Annotated in this window: 21 protein-coding genes; 11 read left to right on the plus strand and 10 right to left on the minus strand. The window is 67.2% G+C overall.

Features of this window, described 5'->3' with window-relative positions; translation table 11 throughout:
- The first annotated feature begins 209 nt into the window (after positions 1-209).
- Positions 210-338: a hypothetical protein gene (locus BRW65_RS32660; protein WP_279627665.1), complete on the plus strand. Its 129-nt coding sequence runs from the start codon at positions 210-212 to the stop codon at positions 336-338.
- A 246-nt stretch (positions 339-584) separates the two neighbouring features.
- Here BRW65_RS32660 and ligD read toward each other — a convergent pair whose 3' ends face one another.
- The gene (ligD, locus tag BRW65_RS12005; RefSeq protein ID WP_073874816.1) at positions 585-1622 is read right to left on the minus strand and encodes a non-homologous end-joining DNA ligase; all 1038 of its coding nucleotides are present in this window, start codon (positions 1620-1622) and stop codon (positions 585-587) included.
- Positions 1623-1648: 26 nt separating this feature from the next.
- Here ligD and BRW65_RS12010 point away from each other — a divergent pair, with 26 nt between their 5' ends.
- Positions 1649-2719 (plus strand): ATP-dependent DNA ligase, encoded by a 1071-nt coding sequence (locus tag BRW65_RS12010; RefSeq protein WP_073874818.1) that lies wholly within the window; start codon positions 1649-1651, stop codon positions 2717-2719.
- 21 nt (positions 2720-2740) lie between these two features.
- Here BRW65_RS12010 and BRW65_RS12015 read toward each other — a convergent pair whose 3' ends face one another.
- On the minus strand, positions 2741-3031 hold the full coding sequence (locus BRW65_RS12015; RefSeq protein ID WP_073875065.1) for a CDGP domain-containing protein: 291 nt from the start codon (positions 3029-3031) through the stop codon (positions 2741-2743).
- A 110-nt stretch (positions 3032-3141) separates the two neighbouring features.
- Here BRW65_RS12015 and BRW65_RS12020 point away from each other — a divergent pair, with 110 nt between their 5' ends.
- Complete coding sequence (locus BRW65_RS12020; protein WP_073874820.1) at positions 3142-3510, plus strand: hypothetical protein; 369 nt, start codon at positions 3142-3144, stop codon at positions 3508-3510.
- Between the two features lies 1 nt (position 3511).
- On the opposite strand, the gene BRW65_RS12025 is transcribed toward BRW65_RS12020, so the two are convergent.
- The 5 genes from BRW65_RS12025 to BRW65_RS12045 are packed head-to-tail and all read right to left on the minus strand — an operon-like array spanning position 3512 to position 7935.
- Positions 3512-4747 carry a cytochrome P450 gene (locus tag BRW65_RS12025; RefSeq protein ID WP_073874822.1) on the minus strand — a complete coding sequence of 412 codons (1236 nt, stop codon included), beginning with the start codon at positions 4745-4747 and terminating at the stop codon, positions 3512-3514.
- A gap of 46 nt (positions 4748-4793) precedes the next feature.
- Complete coding sequence (locus BRW65_RS12030) at positions 4794-5279, minus strand: NUDIX domain-containing protein (protein ID WP_073874824.1); 486 nt, start codon at positions 5277-5279, stop codon at positions 4794-4796.
- A gap of 4 nt (positions 5280-5283) precedes the next feature.
- Positions 5284-6639: a WS/DGAT/MGAT family O-acyltransferase gene (locus BRW65_RS12035; protein ID WP_073874826.1), complete on the minus strand. Its 1356-nt coding sequence runs from the start codon at positions 6637-6639 to the stop codon at positions 5284-5286.
- A 43-nt stretch (positions 6640-6682) separates the two neighbouring features.
- The gene (locus BRW65_RS12040) at positions 6683-7069 is read right to left on the minus strand and encodes a DUF1330 domain-containing protein (protein ID WP_073874828.1); all 387 of its coding nucleotides are present in this window, start codon (positions 7067-7069) and stop codon (positions 6683-6685) included.
- A gap of 8 nt (positions 7070-7077) precedes the next feature.
- Positions 7078-7935, minus strand: a complete 858-nt coding sequence (locus BRW65_RS12045) for an SDR family NAD(P)-dependent oxidoreductase (protein WP_073874830.1) — start codon at positions 7933-7935, stop codon at positions 7078-7080.
- Positions 7936-8034: 99 nt separating this feature from the next.
- Here BRW65_RS12045 and BRW65_RS12050 point away from each other — a divergent pair, with 99 nt between their 5' ends.
- From BRW65_RS12050 to BRW65_RS12065, 4 genes are read left to right on the plus strand one after another with little or no spacing between them, the layout of a single operon-like run.
- Entirely contained in the window at positions 8035-9114 is a 1080-nt protein-coding gene (locus BRW65_RS12050; protein WP_073874832.1) for an NAD(P)H-dependent amine dehydrogenase family protein, read from the plus strand.
- Positions 9111-9614: a VOC family protein gene (locus BRW65_RS12055; RefSeq protein WP_073874834.1), complete on the plus strand. Its 504-nt coding sequence runs from the start codon at positions 9111-9113 to the stop codon at positions 9612-9614. Before BRW65_RS12050 ends, BRW65_RS12055 begins: the two co-directional genes overlap by 4 nt.
- Positions 9611-10384, plus strand: coding sequence for an SDR family NAD(P)-dependent oxidoreductase (locus tag BRW65_RS12060; RefSeq protein WP_073874836.1), 774 nt, complete (start codon positions 9611-9613; stop codon positions 10382-10384). The genes BRW65_RS12055 and BRW65_RS12060 overlap by 4 nt, the downstream gene beginning before the upstream one ends.
- Positions 10381-10983, plus strand: coding sequence for a TetR/AcrR family transcriptional regulator (locus BRW65_RS12065; RefSeq protein ID WP_073874838.1), 603 nt, complete (start codon positions 10381-10383; stop codon positions 10981-10983). Before BRW65_RS12060 ends, BRW65_RS12065 begins: the two co-directional genes overlap by 4 nt.
- Here BRW65_RS12065 and BRW65_RS12070 read toward each other — a convergent pair.
- Both BRW65_RS12070 and BRW65_RS12075 read right to left on the minus strand, forming a co-directional pair.
- Positions 10980-11957 (minus strand): D-2-hydroxyacid dehydrogenase family protein, encoded by a 978-nt coding sequence (locus tag BRW65_RS12070; RefSeq protein WP_073875067.1) that lies wholly within the window; start codon positions 11955-11957, stop codon positions 10980-10982. The two genes, BRW65_RS12065 and BRW65_RS12070, sit on opposite strands and share 4 nt — an antisense overlap.
- An 80-nt stretch (positions 11958-12037) precedes the next feature.
- Positions 12038-12958 carry a quinone oxidoreductase family protein gene (locus tag BRW65_RS12075; protein ID WP_073874840.1) on the minus strand — a complete coding sequence of 307 codons (921 nt, stop codon included), beginning with the start codon at positions 12956-12958 and terminating at the stop codon, positions 12038-12040.
- Between the two features lie 131 nt (positions 12959-13089).
- On the opposite strand from BRW65_RS12075, the gene BRW65_RS12080 reads away from it, so the two are divergent.
- Positions 13090-13971, plus strand: a complete 882-nt coding sequence (locus tag BRW65_RS12080) for a PfkB family carbohydrate kinase (protein ID WP_073874842.1) — start codon at positions 13090-13092, stop codon at positions 13969-13971.
- Here the strand turns inward: BRW65_RS12080 and BRW65_RS12085 are convergent.
- Positions 13961-15376, minus strand: a complete 1416-nt coding sequence (locus BRW65_RS12085) for a short-chain fatty acyl-CoA regulator family protein (RefSeq protein WP_073875069.1) — start codon at positions 15374-15376, stop codon at positions 13961-13963. The genes BRW65_RS12080 and BRW65_RS12085 overlap by 11 nt on opposite strands.
- Positions 15377-15497: 121 nt before the next feature.
- Here BRW65_RS12085 and prpD point away from each other — a divergent pair, with 121 nt between their 5' ends.
- From prpD to BRW65_RS12100, 3 genes are read left to right on the plus strand one after another with little or no spacing between them, the layout of a single operon-like run.
- Positions 15498-17003: a 2-methylcitrate dehydratase PrpD gene (prpD, locus tag BRW65_RS12090; RefSeq protein ID WP_073874844.1), complete on the plus strand. Its 1506-nt coding sequence runs from the start codon at positions 15498-15500 to the stop codon at positions 17001-17003.
- The gene (gene prpB, locus BRW65_RS12095; RefSeq protein WP_073874846.1) at positions 17003-17920 is read left to right on the plus strand and encodes a methylisocitrate lyase; all 918 of its coding nucleotides are present in this window, start codon (positions 17003-17005) and stop codon (positions 17918-17920) included. Before prpD ends, prpB begins: the two co-directional genes overlap by 1 nt.
- Entirely contained in the window at positions 17917-19041 is a 1125-nt protein-coding gene (locus tag BRW65_RS12100; RefSeq protein ID WP_073874848.1) for a bifunctional 2-methylcitrate synthase/citrate synthase, read from the plus strand. The genes prpB and BRW65_RS12100 overlap by 4 nt, the downstream gene beginning before the upstream one ends.
- Positions 19042-19046: the final 5 nt, after the last annotated feature.

Genomic DNA, 19046 nt, shown 5'->3' on the forward strand with positions numbered 1-19046 from the left:
GGGACAGACCTTTTTCGTCTAGCTGCCCAGGGGCTGGGACAACTCGCCTGTCGGGACCGCGAATCTCCTTAGGCCGTCTGCCACAAGGAAATCAAGCTCACGCCATTTATTTCCCGCGCAAATTCGTTGATTACCATAGTCTTCCGCATTCTACTCACGTAGAATAGTGCCTCTCGGGCGAACATTTCTCCTCAACGAACGGAGTGGGCATGTCTCGTTTGAAGTACAAGGTTGTTCTCGGCCTGGTTCTGGGCTTCACCGCACTGACCAGCTCCGGTTGCACACTGCCTACCTTCTCCTGCAGCGGCGGGGTCACCGGCATCACCTGCACACCGTAGGTTGGACTTCGCGCTGGCTGGCGCGCTTCGCTTGGTAAGGACCACTTTTGGGCCCATGGGGCGCGCCGGTCAGCGCGTACCGACGCGCTGACTGGCAGAGCGCTTGTATGGTTGCACATCAAGTCGATTCGGGCTGCCTTGAAGTGGTAGCGCTACCCCAAATGCCTAGACACGCGCTTAGACCACCACGACCGTCACTGTGACAAATCGCGTTCAAGGCCCGCGCTCGCGCCGGCCACAGCGGGATCACTTCGACTTGTTGTCCTTCTTCAAATCCGTATCCCGGCTGGGCTGAACGCGTTTGGGTTCGCCGGGCATCTTCGGGTAGTTCGGTGGATACGGCATGTCGCCGAGACCGCGTTCTTCGTCGGCCTCGGCCATCTGCAGCAAGGGCGCGATCGACTGCGCCACGTCATCCATTGCGCCCCAAGGATCCTCGCGGCCCTTCACGAAATTGGGCACAGTCGCCATGGTGTAGTCGTCGGGTTCCGCGTCGGCCAGCTCATCCCACGTCAACGGCGTCGACACCGTCGCGATCGGGGTGCGCCGCACCGAGTAAGCCGACGCCATGGTTCGGTCCCGGGCGTTCTGATTGAAATCGATGAAGATCCGCTCGCCCCGTTCTTCCTTCCACCACGACGTGGTGACGGCATCGGGCGCCCGGCGCTCCACCTCGCGGGCCAGCGCGATGCCCGCGCGGCGCACCTCGACGAAATCCCAGTCCGTGGCGATCCGCAGAAAAACATGGATGCCGCGGCCGCCCGACGTCTTGGGGTAACCCACCAGACCGAGCTCGTCGAGCAACGGCCGCAACACGTCGACGGCGACCGCCCGCGCCTGCTCGAAAGCGACGCCGGGCTGCGGGTCGAGGTCGATGCGCAACTCGTCGGGATGGTCGGTGTCGGGGCAGCGCACCTGCCACGGATGCAACGTGATGGTGCCCATCTGCGCCGCCCACACGATCGCCGAGGGATGCGTCACCTTCAGCGCGTCCGCGGTGCGTCCGGACGGGAACGTCACCCGGCAGGTCTGCAGATACTCGGGATGGTGCTGCGGAATGCGCTTCTGGTAGATCTCCTCGCCGTCGATGCCGTCCGGGAAGCGCTGCAGGTGGGTGGGCCGGTCACGCAGCGCGTCGAGCATCGGACCTCCTGCCACGGCTCTGTAGTACTCGACGAGCCGCCGCTTGGTACCTTTGGCGCCCAGCTTGGGGAAATAGACCTTGTCCGGATTCGTCAGGCGCACCGCAACACCGTCGACGTCGAGCTCTTCTGCAGCAGCCATACCAACGATTCCAGCACAATCGGCCTATGGACCTACCTGTCATGCCCCCGGTGTCGCCCATGCTGGCCAAGTCGGTGCGATCGATCCCGCCCGAAGCGTCATACGAACCCAAGTGGGACGGATTCAGGTCCATCTGCTTCCGCGACCGCGACGAAGTGGAGTTAGGCAGTCGCAACGAGCGACCGATGACACGCTATTTCCCCGAACTGGTTGCCGCGGTGCGGGCCGAACTGCCCCAGCGCTGTGTGATCGACGGGGAGATCGTCATCGCCACGGACCACGGCCTGGATTTCGAGGCGCTACAGCAACGGATCCACCCCGCGGATTCGCGGGTGCGGATGCTCGCCGAGGCGACGCCCGCGTCGTTCATCGCGTTCGACTTGCTCGCCCTTCAGGACGCCGATTACACGCAGCGACCGTTCACCGAGCGGCGCGCCGCCCTCGTCGAGGCGTTGGCAGACGCCGGCCCGTCGATCCACGTCACGCCGGCCACCACCGACATCGACCTCGCGCAGCGCTGGTTCGACGAATTCGAAGGGGCCGGCCTCGACGGTGTCGTCGCCAAGCCTCTGACCGTGACCTATCAGCCCGACAAGCGCGTCATGTTCAAGATCAAGCACGAGCGCACCGCCGACTGCGTGGTGGCCGGCTATCGCGTGCACAAGTCCGGCGGTGACGCGATCGGCTCACTGCTGCTCGGCCTCTACCAGGACGACGGTCAGCTCGCCTCCGTCGGCGTAATCGGCGCCTTCCCGATGGCCGAGCGGCGCCGCCTATTCACCGAATTGCAGCCGCTAGTCACCGATTTCGACGGCCACCCGTGGAACTGGGCCGCCCACGAGGCCGGCGAACGAACGCCGCGCAAGAACGAATTCTCCCGCTGGAACGCCGGCAAAGACCTTTCGTTCGTGCCGCTGCGACCGGAGCGCGTGGTCGAGGTCCGCTACGACCACATGGAGGGCCGGCGCTTCCGGCACACCGCGCAGTTCAACCGGTGGCGTCCGGATCGCGAACCGCGCTCGTGCACCTACGAACAACTCGAACAGCCGGTCACCTTCAGCCTCGGTGACATCGTGCCGGGCCTGGGCTCGGGTTAGACGTTGACCGGCTTCGGTGGTTCAGCCGTCGATGTGGGTCGGCGGGTCGGCGAAGGCCAGATCCCCTGGGTGTTGGTCAGGGCCCATCAGGTCGCAACGCTTATCCGGCACTAGGTAGGAGCTGGCGCCGTTCCAGATCAGATGGGTGAATCCGACGCAACGTTGCCAGGTGCCGTCGGGCTGGACGGGTCCATCGCATTTACTGAGAAAGGATCCGCCGTACTGGCACCCGGCGCTGGCCGGCGGCGCCGAGGCGACGAGCCCTCCGGCCGTCAGCACGGCGGCCACTCCCCCGATGATGCAGCGCTTCATGGTGGTCTCCCGTTCAGCCAGCACCAACGACGCTACCGCTTATCCGCCGGCACGGCGGGCCAATCAACGGGGACGTTTAAGGGCCTGCGCGGGCGGGCACGCGGACCTACATGTCAGTGACAGCGTTTCAGGATCTGCCGTTGGCCGATCGCGACCGCAAATGGGACGGTGACGCCGCCGAGAAGCGTGTGCGCAAGTGGGCCGCGGCCGAAGACGCGCCGAACCAGAAGTATCGCGACGCCCACGTGTGGTACGACAACGACAAGAAGGACAACTTCACGGCATACAAGTTGCTGATCGCCGATGTCGTCGGTGGCGATCTCAAGGCGGTGCCACGCGGAGTGATGGCGGCCGGCGCCATCATGGACGGTGCGCGCGGCGGCATCGACCTGCCGAAGGCGGACGTCGACCGGGTCAAGAGCCACCTGGCCAAGTACTACAAGAAGATGGGCGAGAGCCCGCCGTGGGAGCGCGGGTGACCTAGACGGCCACCATGAGCCGCGACAATCCCCGCAGCGTGACGTTGGCCTTGTACTCCGGCTCGCTGTCCAGCCTGGCGTCAGGGAAGCGGGCCGCTATCGCCGATAGGGCGACGCCGGCCTCCAACCGGGCCAGGGGTGCGCCCAGGCAGTAGTGGGCTCCCCGCCCAAACCCCAAGTGCCGCAACGGCGTCCGGCCGGGATCGAATGTGTCGGGCCGGTCGAACTCCGCGGGGTCGCGGTGGGCCGCGGCGAGCAACAACATCATGACGTCGCCCGCGGGCACCTCGGCCCCGCCAATCGCCATGTCGGCGAGGGCGATTCGGCCAACCAGTTGCACGGGGGGGTCGTAACGCAGGGTCTCTTCCACGATCGCCGACGCTCGACCTGAGTCGGCGCCCAGAGCTGTCCACTCCCCGGGACTCCGCAGCATCGCCAACACGGCGTTCCCGATCAAGTTCACAGTGGTCTCGTGTCCGGCGATCAAGAGCAGATTGCAGGTCGCGACGATCTCGTCCTCGGTCAACTGGTCTCCGGACTCCTCCACCGCGATCAGCCCCGACAGCAGGTCGTCGCCGGGCTGCGAACGGCGGCGCTCGATCAGGCCGTGGAAGTAGGCGCGTAGCCACGCACCGGCCTGTTGTCGCTCGTTCGCGACGGCCGGCGGCACGCCGGTGATCGTCGAGAACGGGTCCAGTGCCTGAGCCAGCAACGCCGACGCGCGGCTGAACTGCGGCTCGTCGTCGAGCGGCACGCCGAGCAGCCGGCAGATGACCGCCACCGGCAGGGGGTAAGCGAAATCCTCCACGACGTCGAAGCGGCCCTGTTCGGCGACCCGATCGAGCAGCCCGTCGACCAGCGACCGGATATCGGGCTCCAGCCCGCTCACCACCTTCGGCGCGAACGCCTTGCTGACCAGCCTGCGCAGCCGCGTGTGGTCGGGCGGATCGAGAAACAGAAAGCCCGGCGGACCCTGCCTCGGTGGTGCCGTGCCCGCCTCGGCCTGCCGCTTGGCGACCGTCGAATTGACGTTGTCGCTGCTTGACAGGGGGTGCCGCAACACCTCGTCGCAATCGCGATAGCTCGAGAACACGGCCAGGTTGGCATCGGGCAGCCGCATCGCTCCGCCGTCGCGAAACCGCGCACAGAGTCGGTACGGGTCGGGCCGGTTGGCCGGGTCCAGCAGCTGCAGCAGCAGCGCCTGGGATTCGGCTTGCTCGGGCGGGGCGGTCGTCATGCGGCCATTGTGCCCGTCGGCGTCACCCCACCGACGTCCACGCACGTCACGCGTCCTCGGGTAATCCCGCCAGATCCGGATTGACCATCAGTCGGTCGAGAAACGCAAGCTGCCCCTTCAGTAGCTTCGTGCGGGCCTGCGCCACCGTAAACCAGCCCACTCGATCGACTTCCGGGAATTCTCGCAGCGTGCCCGAACCCTTCGGCCACTCCAATTCGAAGGTGTTGCTGCGCGCGTCGGTCACGTCGAGGTCGGCGCCGACGGCGAAGGCGGTCACCACCTTGCCGCCGGACTGTTTCAGCTGCCCGAGGTCCAGCCGGGTGCCGCAGGGGACGGGAAGCCCGAGTTCCTCGGCGAACTCGCGCTGCGCGGCGGCCCAGGGATCCTCGCCGTCGGCGTACTCCCCCTTGGGAATCGACCAAGCCCCGTTGTCCTTCCGCGCCCAGAACGGGCCACCGGGATGCGCGATCAGAACTTCGACGACGCCGTCGCGGGTTCGGTACAACAGCACACCCGCACTGAGCTTTGGCATCCGGTCAGAGCCCGGCCGACTGTTCCAGGTCCTTAAGCGAGGACTCCAGATGCGCGAGCAGGCGCTGCAGGTGGGGCACGCTGCGCCTGCATCCCACCAAGCCGAAGTCCAGGTTGCCGGCGTTGGTGGACAGCGTGATGTTCAGCGCCTGGCCGTCCAGCACGATGGACAGCGGGTAGTTGCCGTCGAGCCGGGCGCCTCCGTAGTAGATCGGCTGAGTAGGCCCCGGCACGTTGGAAATGATGATGTTGAACGGCGGCGCAGTCGACGACACCCAACCGGGTACCGCCGCCATGGCCAGCGCTGACGTGTTGAGCGCCGACAGCGCGAGTGCCTGAAAGCGCGGCAATTGCGAAAACACCTTCTTGTTGCTGCGCATCGACTCGCTGATGGTTTGCAGCCGCTGCGCGGGATCGTCGCTGTCGGTGGCGAGATTGCACAGAATGGCGCCGACGAGGTTGCCCCCTGCGTCCGCCTCGTCTTCGGTGCGCAGGCTCACCGGGACCATCGCGATCAGTGGCGTGTCCGGCAACGCGTTCTGCTCGAGCAGGTAGTAGCGCAGGGCGCCCGAACACATCGCGAGGACGACGTCATTGATGGTCACGCCGGTGGCCTTCTTGACGCTCTTGATCCGGTCCAGAGACCACGACTGCGCGGCACAGCGGCGCGCGCCGCCGATTTTGACGTTCAGCATCGTGCGAGGGGCGCCGAAGGGCAACGTCAGCTGCTGCTCGAAGAGCGCCGCGCGCGCCAGCGAAAGCGTCGACGGGGCAAGCGCCGCAACCGATCCGGCGGCATGCAGCAGCGAACTCAACGGGCTGCCCGGGCTGCTCTTGCGCTTGGATTTGGGCAGGGTCCAGGGCGCGCGGATCTCGGTGTCGTCGGGGTCGAGCGACAACGCGCGCTGCATGAGCTTCTGCGCGGAGACCCCGTCGATGAGTGCGTGGTGAATCTTGGTGTACACGGCGAACCGGCCGTCCTTGAGGCCCTCGACGATGTGCGTCTCCCACAGTGGGCGGTGACGATCCAGCAGGCTGCTGTGCCACCGCGACGTGAGCTCGAGCAGTTCCCGGATCCGCCCGGGCGACGGGACCGCCGAGCGCCGGACGTGGTAGTCGACGTCGACGTCTTTGTCGTAGGACCAGCCCAGGTTCGCGATACCGCCGACGAACGTGGCCGGATGCTTGCGGAAGGTGGGCTGAAAATCCTGCTGTGCCACCAAACGGTCGTAGAGCCCGCGGACGAAACCGCGGCCGGCGCCGCTGGGCAACTCGTACAACTGCAAGCCCCCGACGTGCATGGGATGTTCCCGCGACTCTCCCAGCAGAAATATCGCGTCGGTGGGCATCATCAGTTCCATCCACCAATTAGACGCGACCGGGGAGAAACCCGCTAGGACCTGCTCAGTCGAAAGTCAACGACCACGTCGACGTCGCGATCAGGGCGCCTCGCTCGAGCGCCTCGATGCGGTGCTCGTGCGCCTTGGCGTACTCCGGGTCGGTCACCATGTCGATGAACGCCTGCGGCGTCGGGTACTCGACGATGAGAATGGCGTCCCACCAAGGCCGTTCGCCGTCGCCGATCACGACGGTCGGCGCTATCCCGGCATAGCGGACGACGGCGCCCGCGTGCTCCAGGTGGGGAATCACCGCCACGCCGTAGCGGTGGTAGGCCTCCACCCCGCCGGGGATCTTGAACTTCAACAGGTTGACCATCACCACCGGCTCATTCGCCGGGCGCGCGGCCAGGGCGGCGAACTGTTCGGCGGTGGGCTCGAGGGGATGGCTCATGGCCACGATTAGAGCAGATCCGTGATGGTTTTGAGGCCGGCGTCGTACAGCACGCCGGGCAGCATGCCGCCGTCGTGCTCGATGGTGGTGCCGTTGATGAAGTCGGCCTGCCCGCCGGCCAGGAACACGCACACCCTGCCCACCTCGGCGGGCTCGCCGGCACGGCGCAGCGGGACCGCCGCGAAATACTTTGCGCCCGTTGGGTCGTCCTTGGGCAGCACGAAGGAACGGAAATTCTCGGTCATCGTCGGCCCCAGCGCGATGCAGTTGACCCGCACCTTGGGTCCCCACTCCTCGGCCAAGGAGCGGGTGAGGTGGTTGAGTCCGCTCTTGGCCGCGCCGTAGGAAACCAACGTCGGGGAGCCCGCCGGATGGCCGGCGCCACTGGAGATGTTGATGATGCAGCCGACGCCATCCTGGGTGCGCATCTGCCGGTAGGCGCGGATGGCGAACCACAGCGGACTGATCAGGTTCATCTGGACCGCGAAGGCGTGGAACAACGCCGTGCGCTCATATTCGTCGTCGCTGCCGGGCGCGCCCTGAATGCGTTGCACCAGTTCGGGAATGCTCTCGACGTGCGGCGCCGGCACCGTTCCGCCGGCGTTGTTCACCAAGATGTCGATTCGGCCATGCTCCGCGACGACATCGGAGACGAACGAGTCGATCGCGCGGTAGTCCCCTTGGTCGCAGACCTTTTGGGAGGCCCGGGCCGCCCAGTCGGGCTCGACACCGGGAATGGCGTCGAGGGGGGAGCGCGAACAGCCGACGACGGTGGCGCCGGCCCGGAGCAATTCGTGGGCGATCCCGACGCCCACACCGCGGCTGGTTCCGGTGACGACCGCGACTTTGCCGTCCAGGACGCTCATGACAGGCCTTCCTACCCGAAGCCATCGTTGACAGTCACTGTCAGCGGGTCATACTGTGCCATTTCGGTCGTTGGCGTGTAAAGCATCGGAGGTCAGCAGATGAGTAGTCCGTCCAAGCTGCGCGTCGTCCAATGGGCGACCGGGGGCGTCGGCAAGGCGGCCATCGCGTGCGTCCTGAATCATCCCCAGCTGGAGCTGGCGGGGTGCTGGGTACACAGCGCCGATAAGAACGGCGTCGACGTCGGCCGGATCCTCGGCACTGCGGACCTCGGTGTGACGGCGACGTCCAGCGCCGAAGAGATCCTGGCGCTGGATGCCGACTGTGTCGTGTACAGCCCGCTGGTGCCCAACGACGACGAGGTCATCGCGATTCTGCGGTCGGGCAAGAACGTGGTCACCCCCGTCGGCTGGGTGTACCCCGATCCGAACAACGCGCGGCACCAGGCCGTCGCAGAAGCGGCGGCCGAAGCCGGGGTGACCCTGCACGGCTCGGGGATCCACCCGGGGGGCATCACGGAACGATTCCCGCTCATGCTCTCCTCGCTTTCCTCGGAGATCACCCACATCCGGGCGGAGGAGTTCTCCGACATCCGGACCTACAACGCCCCGGACGTCGTGCGCCACATCATGGGGTTCGGCGGCACGCCCGAGGAGGCCATGCAAGGCCCCATGGCCGGCCTGCTCGAAGCGGGCTTCAAGCAGTCGGTGCGAATGATCGCCGAGCACATGGGATTTCGCATCGACCCCAACATCCGGACCATTCAGGACGTCGCCGTCGCGACCGCCGACATCGACTACGCGCCGTTTCCGATCACCACCGGAACGGTGGCCGCGCGCCGCTTCCGCTGGCAGGCCCTCGTGAACGGCGAACCCGTCATCACGGCGGCCGTCAACTGGTTGATGGGTGAGGAAAACCTGGACCCCGGCTGGGATTTCGGCGGACGCGGCGAGCGTTTCGAGGTCGAGATCACCGGTGATCCGACCGTGAGCCTCACCTTCAAGGGCCTGCAGCCCGAAACGATTGCCGAAGGCCTGGTGAAGAATCCGGGCGTGGTGGCCACCGCCAACCATTGCGTCAACGCCATCCCCGACGTCTGCGCCGCCGAGCCCGGCATCAAGACCTATCTCGAGCTGCCCCTGTTCGCCGGGCGCCCGGCTCCCGGCCTCGCCACGTCATGACCGGCGTCCTCGGTGACGTCTCGTTTTGTCACCTGGTGGTCGGTGTGACCGACATGGATCGCGCCCTGGCCTTCTACCGTGACCTGCTCGGGATGGAGGTGGTGTTCGAAACCCTGATCTCCGGTGAGCCTTTCGACGCGGCCCTGCACGCCACCCGGAAGCAGGAGGGCCGGGTGGTGGGCGGCCTGCTGGGCGGGCTGATGGTCGAGCTGCTGTCGCTGGGGGCAGGTCCCGCGAACCAGCAGCAGCCGGCGCGCCGGGGCATCACCGGGATCCACAGCGTGTCCTTGTCGGTGACCGATCTCGACGACACCCACCGGCGCGTCACCGCGGCCGGCTACGCTCCCGACCAGGCGCCCTTCGAAATCGGTGGGGTGCGAATGTTTTTCGTCAAGGACCCGGACGGCACCGCCGTCGAGTTCATCGAACTGCCCGGCAGCGCACGCAGCACCTACGAGATGCACCGCGGGGTGCCACTGCGGCTGGGGCCGGCCGAATGACGTACTCGCACCCCTCCTCGATGCGGGGCCACGTCGCGGTCGTGACCGGCGCCGCCCAGGGCGTCGGCAAGGGGGTCGCCGCCGCCCTGCTGGAACGCGGCGCCTCGGTGCTGCTGGTCGACATACAGCACGAGTTACTAGGCGCGACAACGGCGGAGCTCTCCTCGATGGGCCGCGTCGAGAAGCTGACCGCCGACCTGCGCGACCCGGACAGCGCCCAACGCATCGTGGCGGCCGCGGTCGACGCCTTCGGCACGGTCCACGGCCTGGTCAACAACGCTATCGCGACCAACGAACCCAAGGCGTTCGTCGACATCAGCACCGAGGATTTCGCGCTCGGTCACGAGGTCGGACCGCGGGCGACGTTCCTGCTCATGCAGGCGGTGCACCCCGTGATGGTGGAGGCGGGCGGCGGGTCGATCGTCAACCTGGGCTCGGGGACGGGGACCGGCGGGGAACCCAAATGGGGCGGGTACGCCGCCGCCAAGGAGGCCATTCGGGGCCTGTCGAAGGTCGCCGCCCTCGAATGGGGACGGGACAACATCCGCGTCAACGTCATCTGCCCCTTCGCCGAGTCCGACGGTGTCAAGCTGTGGAAAGAGTTCGCGCCCAAGGACTATGCCAAGTCGGTCAGCCGGGTTCCGATGAAGCGCATCGGCGACGTCCGCACCGACGTCGGCGCGCTGGTGGCCTTCCTGCTGGGCACCGACGCGACGTTCATCACCGGGCAGACCATTCACGTCGACGGCGGAATCGGCTGCTTCCGGTGAGCGGACAGTCGCTGCGCGATCGACAGCGCGCACAGATCCGCGCGGACATCAGGCGGGCGGCGTTCCGGCTGTTCGTCGAACGCGGATACGACGCCGTGACGACGGAGGAAATCGCCGCCGCCGCGGGCGTTTCCCCGCGCACCTTCTTCCGGCACGTGCCGACAAAGGAAGAGCTGTTGCTGGCCCCCGTTCGCCATGGCGGCGCGGCGATCGTGAACCTCCTTGAACAGCGGCCCGCCAACGAGTCCCCCGACGTCGCGTTGATCAACGCCATCGTCACGCGAACCCGGTCCTTCGAACAGGCCGACACCGACGAATGGCGAGAGGCCCTGCTGGTGGCCCCCGACCTGCTCCGCAAGGTCACCGTACACACTCCAGCCGACAAGGAACGGGCGGCCAAGCTGATCGCCCAACGCATGGGTGTGAACCCCGACGTCGACATCCGGCCCGGCCTGCTGGTCCAATTGGCCTTCGCCGCAGCTGATTTCGGCTTCCAACGGTGGGTTCGACAGTCCGGGCGGCCGTGGCCGTTGGACCGCTATGTCACCGAGGCCCTCGAGGCGGTCAAGAGCCCGCACTGGAAACGCAAGCGCACCTAGTCGATGGGGTTGGCGATCCGGACCGGGGCCCCGTCCAGCCACGCGGCCACGGCTTCCACGGTGTCGGCGTAAAAGGCGCTGAGCATTTCGCGGGTGACGTAGCCCAAGTGGGGCGACAGGGTGACGTTCGGGAGCCGCCGCAACGGGTGCTCGGGCGGCAGCGGTTCGACGTCGTACACGTCGAGGCCGGCGCCGGCGATGCGCCCGGTAGTCAACGCGGTCATCAGGGCGGCCTCGTCGACGATCGGCCCGCGCGATGTGTTGATCAGGTACGCGTGCGGCTTCATCAGTGCGAGTTCGGACTGGCCGACCAGCCCCCGCGTGCGCTCCGAAAGCACGACGTGAATGGAAACGACGTCGGACTCCTCGAACAGCGCCGCCTTCTCGACCCGGCGCGCGCCGGCGGCCGCGGCGGCATCCGCGGTGAGGTTTTGGCTCCACGCAATGACTTCCATGCCGAACACCCGCCCGTATTCCGCCATCCGTTTGCCCACCCGCCCGAGGCCGAGCAGCCCGAGCGTCTTGCCGGACAGGGTGCGGCCGGTCGTGGTCTGCCAGCCGCCTTCTCGCATGCGCCGGTGCTCCTCGGCCAGATTCCGCACCGTAGCGATCAGCAACCCCCAGGCGAATTCAGGGGTGGCATCATGCACGGAGCGAAATCGTGGATGGGCGAAGTCGGTGTGGGCGACGAGGATCCCCCGCTCGGTGGCCGCGGCCAGGTCCAGGTTGGGCAGGCTCCTACCGACGATGGTGATCAGCTTCAGGTTCGGCAGCCGTTCGAGCAGCGTCCGCGGCAGCGCCATCCGCTCGCGCAGGGTGCAGATCACCTCGAAGGGCCGCAACGCCTCGGCGGCCTCGTCCTCGGAGAGGTGCCGGTCGAAAACGGTGATGCGGGAACGGGTTTGCACCGGCGACCAGTCGGCGAGCGCCAGGGCTGCACGGGCGTAGTCGTCGAGTATCGCCACCTGTGGCATGTGGTCCGCCATGACCCCATTGAACCCTAGGTCAGATCGCGTACTCGCGCGGCCGATGGTGGACTGCGCCTACCGGCCGGTTACGGCGCCACGGCGATCTTGACGTGCGGCCCCGACTGTTGTTCGCGCCACGCCTGGGGGGCTTCCTCCAGCGAGTAGCGGCGGGTGTCGATCCGAATCCGGCCCTCGGCCGCGTGTTTGGTGATCTCCGCGTAGCCCGCCCTCAACACGTCGGCCCCCATGGCGTCGTTGAGATGGCCGACGTGGGTGCGGCCGGTCAACGCGCGGAATGGCACCTCGGCCGTCGGTCCGGCGCCCTCGCCGACGGTGACCAGCGTCGCGCCATTGGCGGTGGCGTCCAGCGCGGCGAGGAAGGGCTTGCCGTAGACGAGGTCGAGGACTACGTCGTAGCCGTCAGCGGCCTCCCTTCGCAACGCGGCGGCGTCGTCGTCGCCGCCCAATTGCACCGTGGCGTCGGCGCCCAGGTCGCGCGCCTGCTCGAGCGCCTCCGGGTTGCGGCCCGCGCCGACCACTCGGCCCGCGCCCAGGAGTTTGGCCACCTGCACGGCGACGCGTCCCACCACTCCGGTAGCGCCAAGGATCAGCACCGTCTCCCCGTGCGACACGTCGGCATGTCGCGTCAGCGGCAACCACGCGGCCAATCCGGCTATGCCGCATGCCACCGCGACGTCGTCGTCGAGTCCGTCGGGAACGGGGAATGTCTTGGCGAGGTCGACAGGGCAGCGCTGAGCCCACGACCCGAACGGGTCCGGCGGCCCGTTGAAGTAGACCCGCTTGCCGTCCAGCGTGCCGACGCCCTCCCGGCCGACCACCGACGGTGTCGTCGGTTGGCCCATTTTCCCCGACGCCAGCAGGAGGTCTACCGGATTGCACCCGGCCAGCACGACTTCCACGATTTCGTTGTGGGGATCGCCTTGGGGCTCGTCGAAATCACGAACTTTCGGGGTATCTCCCGCCGCTTCCAGGACCGCCGCACGCATGTATCGCCTCCCGTTTCATTCAAAGCGCTCGAAGTGCGCTCAGGCAGGGTTGCCACCGACGGCCGCCCGAAACGGTGGAATGAAGACGATCGCCGGCGTGGCATCAGACGGAAATTGGGCATCTTGTACCCATGGGTGTTGTGGTGATCGGCCAAATCGCGCGCGACCTGGTGCTGCGTACCGACGGGCCGCCGGCTACCGGCAAATCCACCGACATCCTGGAGCGCGGGGAGTTGCTCGGTGGCAAGGGCGCCAATCAGGCGGTCGGCCTCGCCCAGCTCGGCGTGCCGGTCGCGCTGATCGGTGTGGTGGGTGACGACCACGCCGGGACCGTGGTGGTGAGAGAGGCGCAACGGGATGGCATCGACGTCAGCGGCGTCGTGCGCCGCGGCGTGACAGCGCTCTTGATCGACGTCGTGGGGCGACCGCCCGAGCGAATGCTGTTGGAGGACGTGCCGGAGAGCTCGCTCGTCCGGGTCTCGGATCTGGACCATGCGGCCGTGTGGGACGCCGCCGACACCGTCTCGATCCAGTTGCAGCAACCGGCCGCGACGGCTTTGGAAGCGGCGCGGCGCGCGCGCGATCGCGGACTGCGGGTGGTGGCGGATGGCGTGCCGGCCGCCCACATTCGGGCCGACCTGCTCGCTTCGGTGGACGTGCTACGGGCCGACGCCACCGAAGCCGCGCTGATCGCGGGCGAGGAGGTCGCCACCGTCGAGAAGGCTTTTGCGTTGGCCGACAACCTGCTCAGCGCGGGCCCCAAATTGGTTGCCCTCGCGGTGCCGGATGTCGGTGACCTGCTGGCGTGGAAGGGCGGTAGCGAGCTGTTCGAATTCGCCGACGTGGACGTCGTGGATCCCACCGGCGCCGGCGATGCTTTCATGGCCGGGCTGATCTGCGCGCTGCGCGACGGCGCCGAACCCCGGCAGGCGGGCACGCGCGCATCGGCGGCCGCCAGCGCCACGGTGCAGCGTCTCGGCGGGCGGCCGGACCTGAGCGGGCTCACGGCATGATCGCGGGCGGATAGGGCAGATCGGTGCTGCTGTGCGGATCGACATGCACCGGACGGCCGAGATAGGGAAAGGCGCGCTGCGGGCAGGCCGGCCGGTCACAGATCTTGCAGCCCGCGCCGATCGGCACCGTTGCCTCGCCGTCCGCCAGATCGATGCCGACCGAGTAGACGAGCTTCTCCGCGTGCGCGACGTCGCATCCGAGCCCGATGGCGAAACGTTTGTCCGGTCCAAGGTAGCGCGCGGCCTCGGTGCTGGTCGAACGCGCGATCCAGAAATAGGTTCGCGCGTCGGGCATCTGGGCAACCTGGGTGAGGAACTGACCCGGCCGGGTGAACGCGTGGTGGACGACCCAGAGCGGGCAGTTCCCCCCGACGCGGGAGAAGTGAAAGGCCGTCGCGGACTGTCGTTTCGAAATGTTTCCGGCGCTGTCCGTGCGGACGAAGATGAACGGGACGCCGCGCGCTTTCGGTCGTTGCAGGGTGGACAGGCGGTGGCACACCGTCTCGAAACCCACCTCGAAACGCCTTGCCAAATGGTCGATGTCGTAGCGCGCCGCTTCGGCGGCGCCGAGGAACACTCGGTAGGGCAGCAGCAGCGCGCCGGCGAAGTAGTTGGCCAGGCCGATGCGGGCCACGCCGCGTGCGTCGTCGCTGAGTTGGTCGTCGGCGGCGACGATGCCGGTGATCAATGGCCCCTGGGTGAGCAGGGCGATCTGGGTGGCGAGCTGGAAGGCGCGCTGGCCGGGATGGAGCCATCGCGCCAGATACAGGGTCTTCGACTCGGGATGAAAGAGTCTCTTGGCGTTGGGATCCAGCACCTGTCCGTCGTCCACTACCACGGTGACGCCCAGTCGGTCGGCGAGCATTTCCGCCAGCTGCCCGTCGAGCCCGCCAACGCGCAGCCCGTTCCGCACGAACAGTTCCTCGGCCGCGAGGTCCAGCTCCCCGATGTAGTTCTTGCGGTCGTAGAAGAAGTCGCGCACCTCCTCAAATGGCATGGGCTGCTGGGAGATTGTCGAGGTGTCGATATTGGCGCGGCTGTGCAGTGCTTCCAGGTCCGCCGTGGCATCGTGCAACCGCCGGTGCAGGTTGACCAGGGTCTGACCGACGGCCGGCATGCGGGCGACCAATTCCTGGATTTGGCCGGCGGTCGCGGACGTCTCGGCGAGGACCTCCCGCAGGTCCGAAACCAGGCGCGCATCGGAATCGGGCGCGAAGTATTGGGCGGGCAGGTCGAATCGCTCGGTGAGGGCGAGCAACACCGGAACGGTGATCGGCCGCTGGTCGTTTTCCAGTTGATTGACGTAGCTGGTCGACAGTTCCAGGAGGCGCGCGAGTGCCACCTGGGTCAGGCCATGCTCTTCGCGTAATCGCCGTAGCCGCGCACCGGCGAACGTCTTCGCCACCACCCATGCCACCCTACGCCGCGCCCTTACACAACATTCGCAAAAAGCTGCACCCAAGGACACAGGATTACGCTTTTACAGGTGATTTACCGTTGTAGTGCCGGTGCGTACTGTGCGGCTTATGCGGATACATCAGGTTCGGGCCCGGCGCAGTGCCGACGACTTTCCCCGTAGCGAGCACCTGGCGTGGAAGATCGCCGAGGTGGCCACGGACCCGGTTCCGGTGCCCGCGGACAGCGAGGCGATGGTCATCAACCGCATCATCGACAACGCCGCCGTGTCGGCCGCGTCGGTCATCCGCCGCCCGGTAGCCGCCGCCCGTGCCCAGGCGCGCGCCCACCCGAATTCGCTCAAGGGCGCCAAGATCTTCGGGATCCAGGGCGATTACTCCCCCGAGTGGGCGGCCTGGGCCAATGGCGTCGCCGTGCGCGAATTGGACTTCCACGACACGTTTTTGGCGGCCGAGTATTCCCACCCGGGGGACAACATCCCGGCCCTGGTGGCCGTCGCCCAGCACCTCGGCATCGGTGGGGCGGACCTGATCCGCGGCATCGCGACCGCTTACGAGATCCAGGTCGACCTGGCCAAGGGAATCTGCCTGCACGAGCACAAGATCGACCATGTCGCGCACCTCGGTCCGTCGGTGGCCGCCGGCCTCGGGACCATGCTGCGACTCGATGAGCAGACCATCTACCAGGCCGTCGGCCAGGCGCTGCACCTCAGCACGGCCACCCGGCAGTCACGCAAGGGGCTGATCTCGAGCTGGAAGGCTTACGCGCCGGCCTGGGCCGGCAAAGTCGCGATCGAGGCCGTCGATCGCGCCATGCGCGGCGAGGGCGCGCCCGCCCCGATCTGGGAGGGCGAGGACGGGGTGATCGCCTGGCTGCTTTCGGGCCCCGAACACACCTATCACGTGCCGCTGCCCGAACCGGGCGAGCCCAAGCGCGCGATCCTCGACACCTACACCAAGGAGCACTCGGCGGAATACCAAAGCCAGGCCCTCATCGACCTCGCTCGGCGGCTGCGCGAGCGCATCGGCGACCTGGACCAGGTTGTGACGATCGTGCTGCACACCAGCCACCACACGCATCACGTGATCGGCACCGGCTCAAACGATCCACAGAAGTTCGATCCCGAGGCGTCCCGGGAAACGCTGGACCACTCGGTGATGTACATCTTCGCCGTCGCACTGCAGGACGGCGCCTGGCATCACGAGCGTTCCTACGCGCCCGAGCGGGCGCACCGGACCGACACCATCGAGCTATGGCGCAAGGTATCGACCGTCGAGGACCCGCACTGGACCCGGCGCTACCACGCGACCGACCCGGCCGAAAAGGCGTTCGGCGCCCGCGCCGAGATCACCCTGAGGAGCGGTGAGGTGATCGTCGACGAAATCGCAGTCGCCGACGCACATCCGTTGGGGGCCAGGCCGTTCGAACGCAAGCAGTACATCGGGAAGTTCACCGAGCTGGCCGACGGCGTGGTCAGCGACAGCGAGCAGCAACGGTTCTTGTCGGCGGCGGAGGCCCTCGCCGACCTGCAGGCGGGCGCGCTGGGTGCACTCAACATCAACGTCGGTCCGCTGGTGCTAGACAAGGCGCCGACAATTCCGGCGGGGATCTTCTGATGAGTGGGCTCATCGGCAGCGCCGCACCGGCGGCCGACAAGCGGACCCGGTTTCGCCGGGGCCTGGAAATTGGCCGACTGCAACGCTTTCCGGGGGCGTTCTCGCCGCTCGTGGCCCGGCTCGTCGCCGAGGTCGGCTTCGAGGGGGTGTACGTGTCCGGCGCGGTGCTGTCGGCCGACCTCGGTCTGCCCGACATCGGGCTGACCACCCTGACCGAGGTGGCCGGTCGCGGCGCACAGATCGCCGCGGTGACCGAGCTGCCCACCCTGATCGACGCCGACACCGGGTTCGGCGAGCCGATGAGCGCCGCCCGCACCGTGACGGTGTTGGAGGACGCCGGGCTGGCGGGCTGCCACCTGGAGGATCAGGAGAACCCGAAGCGCTGCGGACACCTCGACGGCAAGGCCGTGGTGCCCGTCGCCGCGATGGTGCGGCGGCTGCGGGCGGCCGTATCGGCGCGGCGCGACCCGAATTTCGTCATCTGCGCGCGCACCGATGCCGCCGCCATCGAGGGCGTCGACGCCGCGATCGATCGGGCGAAGGCGTACGCGGACGCGGGAGCGGACCTGATCTTCACCGAGGCGCTGCACACGCCGGCGGAATTCGAGCGGTTCCGTGCGGCCGTCGATACGCCGTTGCTGGCCAACATGACCGAGTTCGGCAAGTCGCCGCTGCTGAGCGCCAGGCAGCTGACCGACATCGGCTACAACGCGGTGATCTATCCGGTGACCACGCTGCGCCTGGCCATGCACGCCGTCGAGCTAGGACTTCGTGAAATTGCCGATACCGGAACACAATCCGCCCTGCTGGGCCGCATGCAGCAGCGCGGTCGGCTCTACGAATTGCTGCGGTACGCCGAATACAACCGATTCGATTCCGATATCTACAACTTCGCGCTCGAAGGAGTCACGCCGTGAGCACCATCGAAGACAAGCCCCGCATCTTCAAGGGCCTGGCCGGTGTCGTCGTCGACACCACCGCCATCTCCAAGGTGGTACCGGAGACCAACTCGCTGACCTATCGCGGGTACGCGGTGCAAGACCTGGCCAAGAATTGCAGCTTCGAGCAGGTGGCGTACCTGCTCTGGCACGGCGAACTGCCCACTGACCACGCGCTGGCACTCTTCACCCAACGCGAGCGCGCATCGCGCCGGCTGAATAGGACCATGCTGTCGCTGCTGGCGAAGCTGCCCGACACCTGCCATCCGATGGACGTGGTGCGCACGCTGATCAGTCACATGGGTGCCGAAGACCCTGAGGAGGACGACAGCGACGAGTCGGCCAACTACGCCAAGTCGTTGCGGATGTTGGCGGTGCTGCCGACTATCGTGGCCGCCGACATGCGCCGCCGGCGCGGCCTGGAACCCATCGCGCCGCACGCCCACATGAGCTACGCCCAGAACTTCCTGCACATGTGCTTCGGCGATGTCCCCGAGCAGGTGGTGGTGGACGCGTTTGAGCAGTCGATGGTCCTCTACGCCGAACACAGCTTCAACGCCTCGACGTTCGCGGCGCGGGTGGTCACCTCAACCCAGTCCGACATCTACAGCGCGGTCACGGCGGCCATCGGCGCCCTGAAAGGCCCGCTGCACGGGGGCGCCAACGAAGCCGTGATGCACGACATGCTCGAAATAGGCCTGGCGGAAAACGCTTCCGAATGGTTGCGGGGCAAGCTGGCGCGCAAAGAGAAGATCATGGGGTTCGGCCACCGCGTGTACAAGAACGGCGACTCCCGGGTGCCCACCATGAAGGAGGCGCTCGAGCGGGTGGCCGCCGTGCGCGACGGACAGAAGTGGCTGGACATCTACGAGGTCCTGGAGAACGGCATGGCCGAAGCCAACGGCATCAAGCCGAACCTCGACTTCCCCACCGGGCCGGCCTACTACCTGATGGGCTTCGACATTGCCTGCTTCACGCCCATCTTCGTGATGAGCAGGATCACCGGATGGACGGCCCACATCATGGAGCAGACGGCGTCCAACGCGTTGATCCGTCCGCTCAGCGAATATGTCGGACCTCCGCAACGGGCTCTATCGTAAGTACC

Origin of the sequence: Mycobacterium paraffinicum, from assembly GCF_001907675.1 — a bacterium.
In the GTDB taxonomy this organism is placed as follows: domain Bacteria; phylum Actinomycetota; class Actinomycetes; order Mycobacteriales; family Mycobacteriaceae; genus Mycobacterium; species Mycobacterium paraffinicum_A.

What these genes read in the sequence shown, in the direction of transcription:
- BRW65_RS32660 (WP_279627665.1), top strand. Translation starts at nt 210, where the DNA reads ATGTCTCGTTTGAAGTACAAGGTTGTTCTCGGCCTGGTTCTGGGCTTC.
- ligD (WP_073874816.1), bottom strand. Translation starts at nt 1,622, where the DNA reads ATGGCTGCTGCAGAAGAGCTCGACGTCGACGGTGTTGCGGTGCGCCTG.
- BRW65_RS12010 (WP_073874818.1), top strand. Translation starts at nt 1,649, where the DNA reads ATGGACCTACCTGTCATGCCCCCGGTGTCGCCCATGCTGGCCAAGTCG.
- BRW65_RS12015 (WP_073875065.1), bottom strand. Translation starts at nt 3,031, where the DNA reads ATGAAGCGCTGCATCATCGGGGGAGTGGCCGCCGTGCTGACGGCCGGA.
- BRW65_RS12020 (WP_073874820.1), top strand. Translation starts at nt 3,142, where the DNA reads ATGTCAGTGACAGCGTTTCAGGATCTGCCGTTGGCCGATCGCGACCGC.
- BRW65_RS12025 (WP_073874822.1), bottom strand. Translation starts at nt 4,747, where the DNA reads ATGACGACCGCCCCGCCCGAGCAAGCCGAATCCCAGGCGCTGCTGCTG.
- BRW65_RS12030 (WP_073874824.1), bottom strand. Translation starts at nt 5,279, where the DNA reads ATGCCAAAGCTCAGTGCGGGTGTGCTGTTGTACCGAACCCGCGACGGC.
- BRW65_RS12035 (WP_073874826.1), bottom strand. Translation starts at nt 6,639, where the DNA reads ATGGAACTGATGATGCCCACCGACGCGATATTTCTGCTGGGAGAGTCG.
- BRW65_RS12040 (WP_073874828.1), bottom strand. Translation starts at nt 7,069, where the DNA reads ATGAGCCATCCCCTCGAGCCCACCGCCGAACAGTTCGCCGCCCTGGCC.
- BRW65_RS12045 (WP_073874830.1), bottom strand. Translation starts at nt 7,935, where the DNA reads ATGAGCGTCCTGGACGGCAAAGTCGCGGTCGTCACCGGAACCAGCCGC.
- BRW65_RS12050 (WP_073874832.1), top strand. Translation starts at nt 8,035, where the DNA reads ATGAGTAGTCCGTCCAAGCTGCGCGTCGTCCAATGGGCGACCGGGGGC.
- BRW65_RS12055 (WP_073874834.1), top strand. Translation starts at nt 9,111, where the DNA reads ATGACCGGCGTCCTCGGTGACGTCTCGTTTTGTCACCTGGTGGTCGGT.
- BRW65_RS12060 (WP_073874836.1), top strand. Translation starts at nt 9,611, where the DNA reads ATGACGTACTCGCACCCCTCCTCGATGCGGGGCCACGTCGCGGTCGTG.
- BRW65_RS12070 (WP_073875067.1), bottom strand. Translation starts at nt 11,957, where the DNA reads ATGCCACAGGTGGCGATACTCGACGACTACGCCCGTGCAGCCCTGGCG.
- BRW65_RS12075 (WP_073874840.1), bottom strand. Translation starts at nt 12,958, where the DNA reads ATGCGTGCGGCGGTCCTGGAAGCGGCGGGAGATACCCCGAAAGTTCGT.
- BRW65_RS12080 (WP_073874842.1), top strand. Translation starts at nt 13,090, where the DNA reads ATGGGTGTTGTGGTGATCGGCCAAATCGCGCGCGACCTGGTGCTGCGT.
- prpD (WP_073874844.1), top strand. Translation starts at nt 15,498, where the DNA reads ATGCGGATACATCAGGTTCGGGCCCGGCGCAGTGCCGACGACTTTCCC.
- prpB (WP_073874846.1), top strand. Translation starts at nt 17,003, where the DNA reads ATGAGTGGGCTCATCGGCAGCGCCGCACCGGCGGCCGACAAGCGGACC.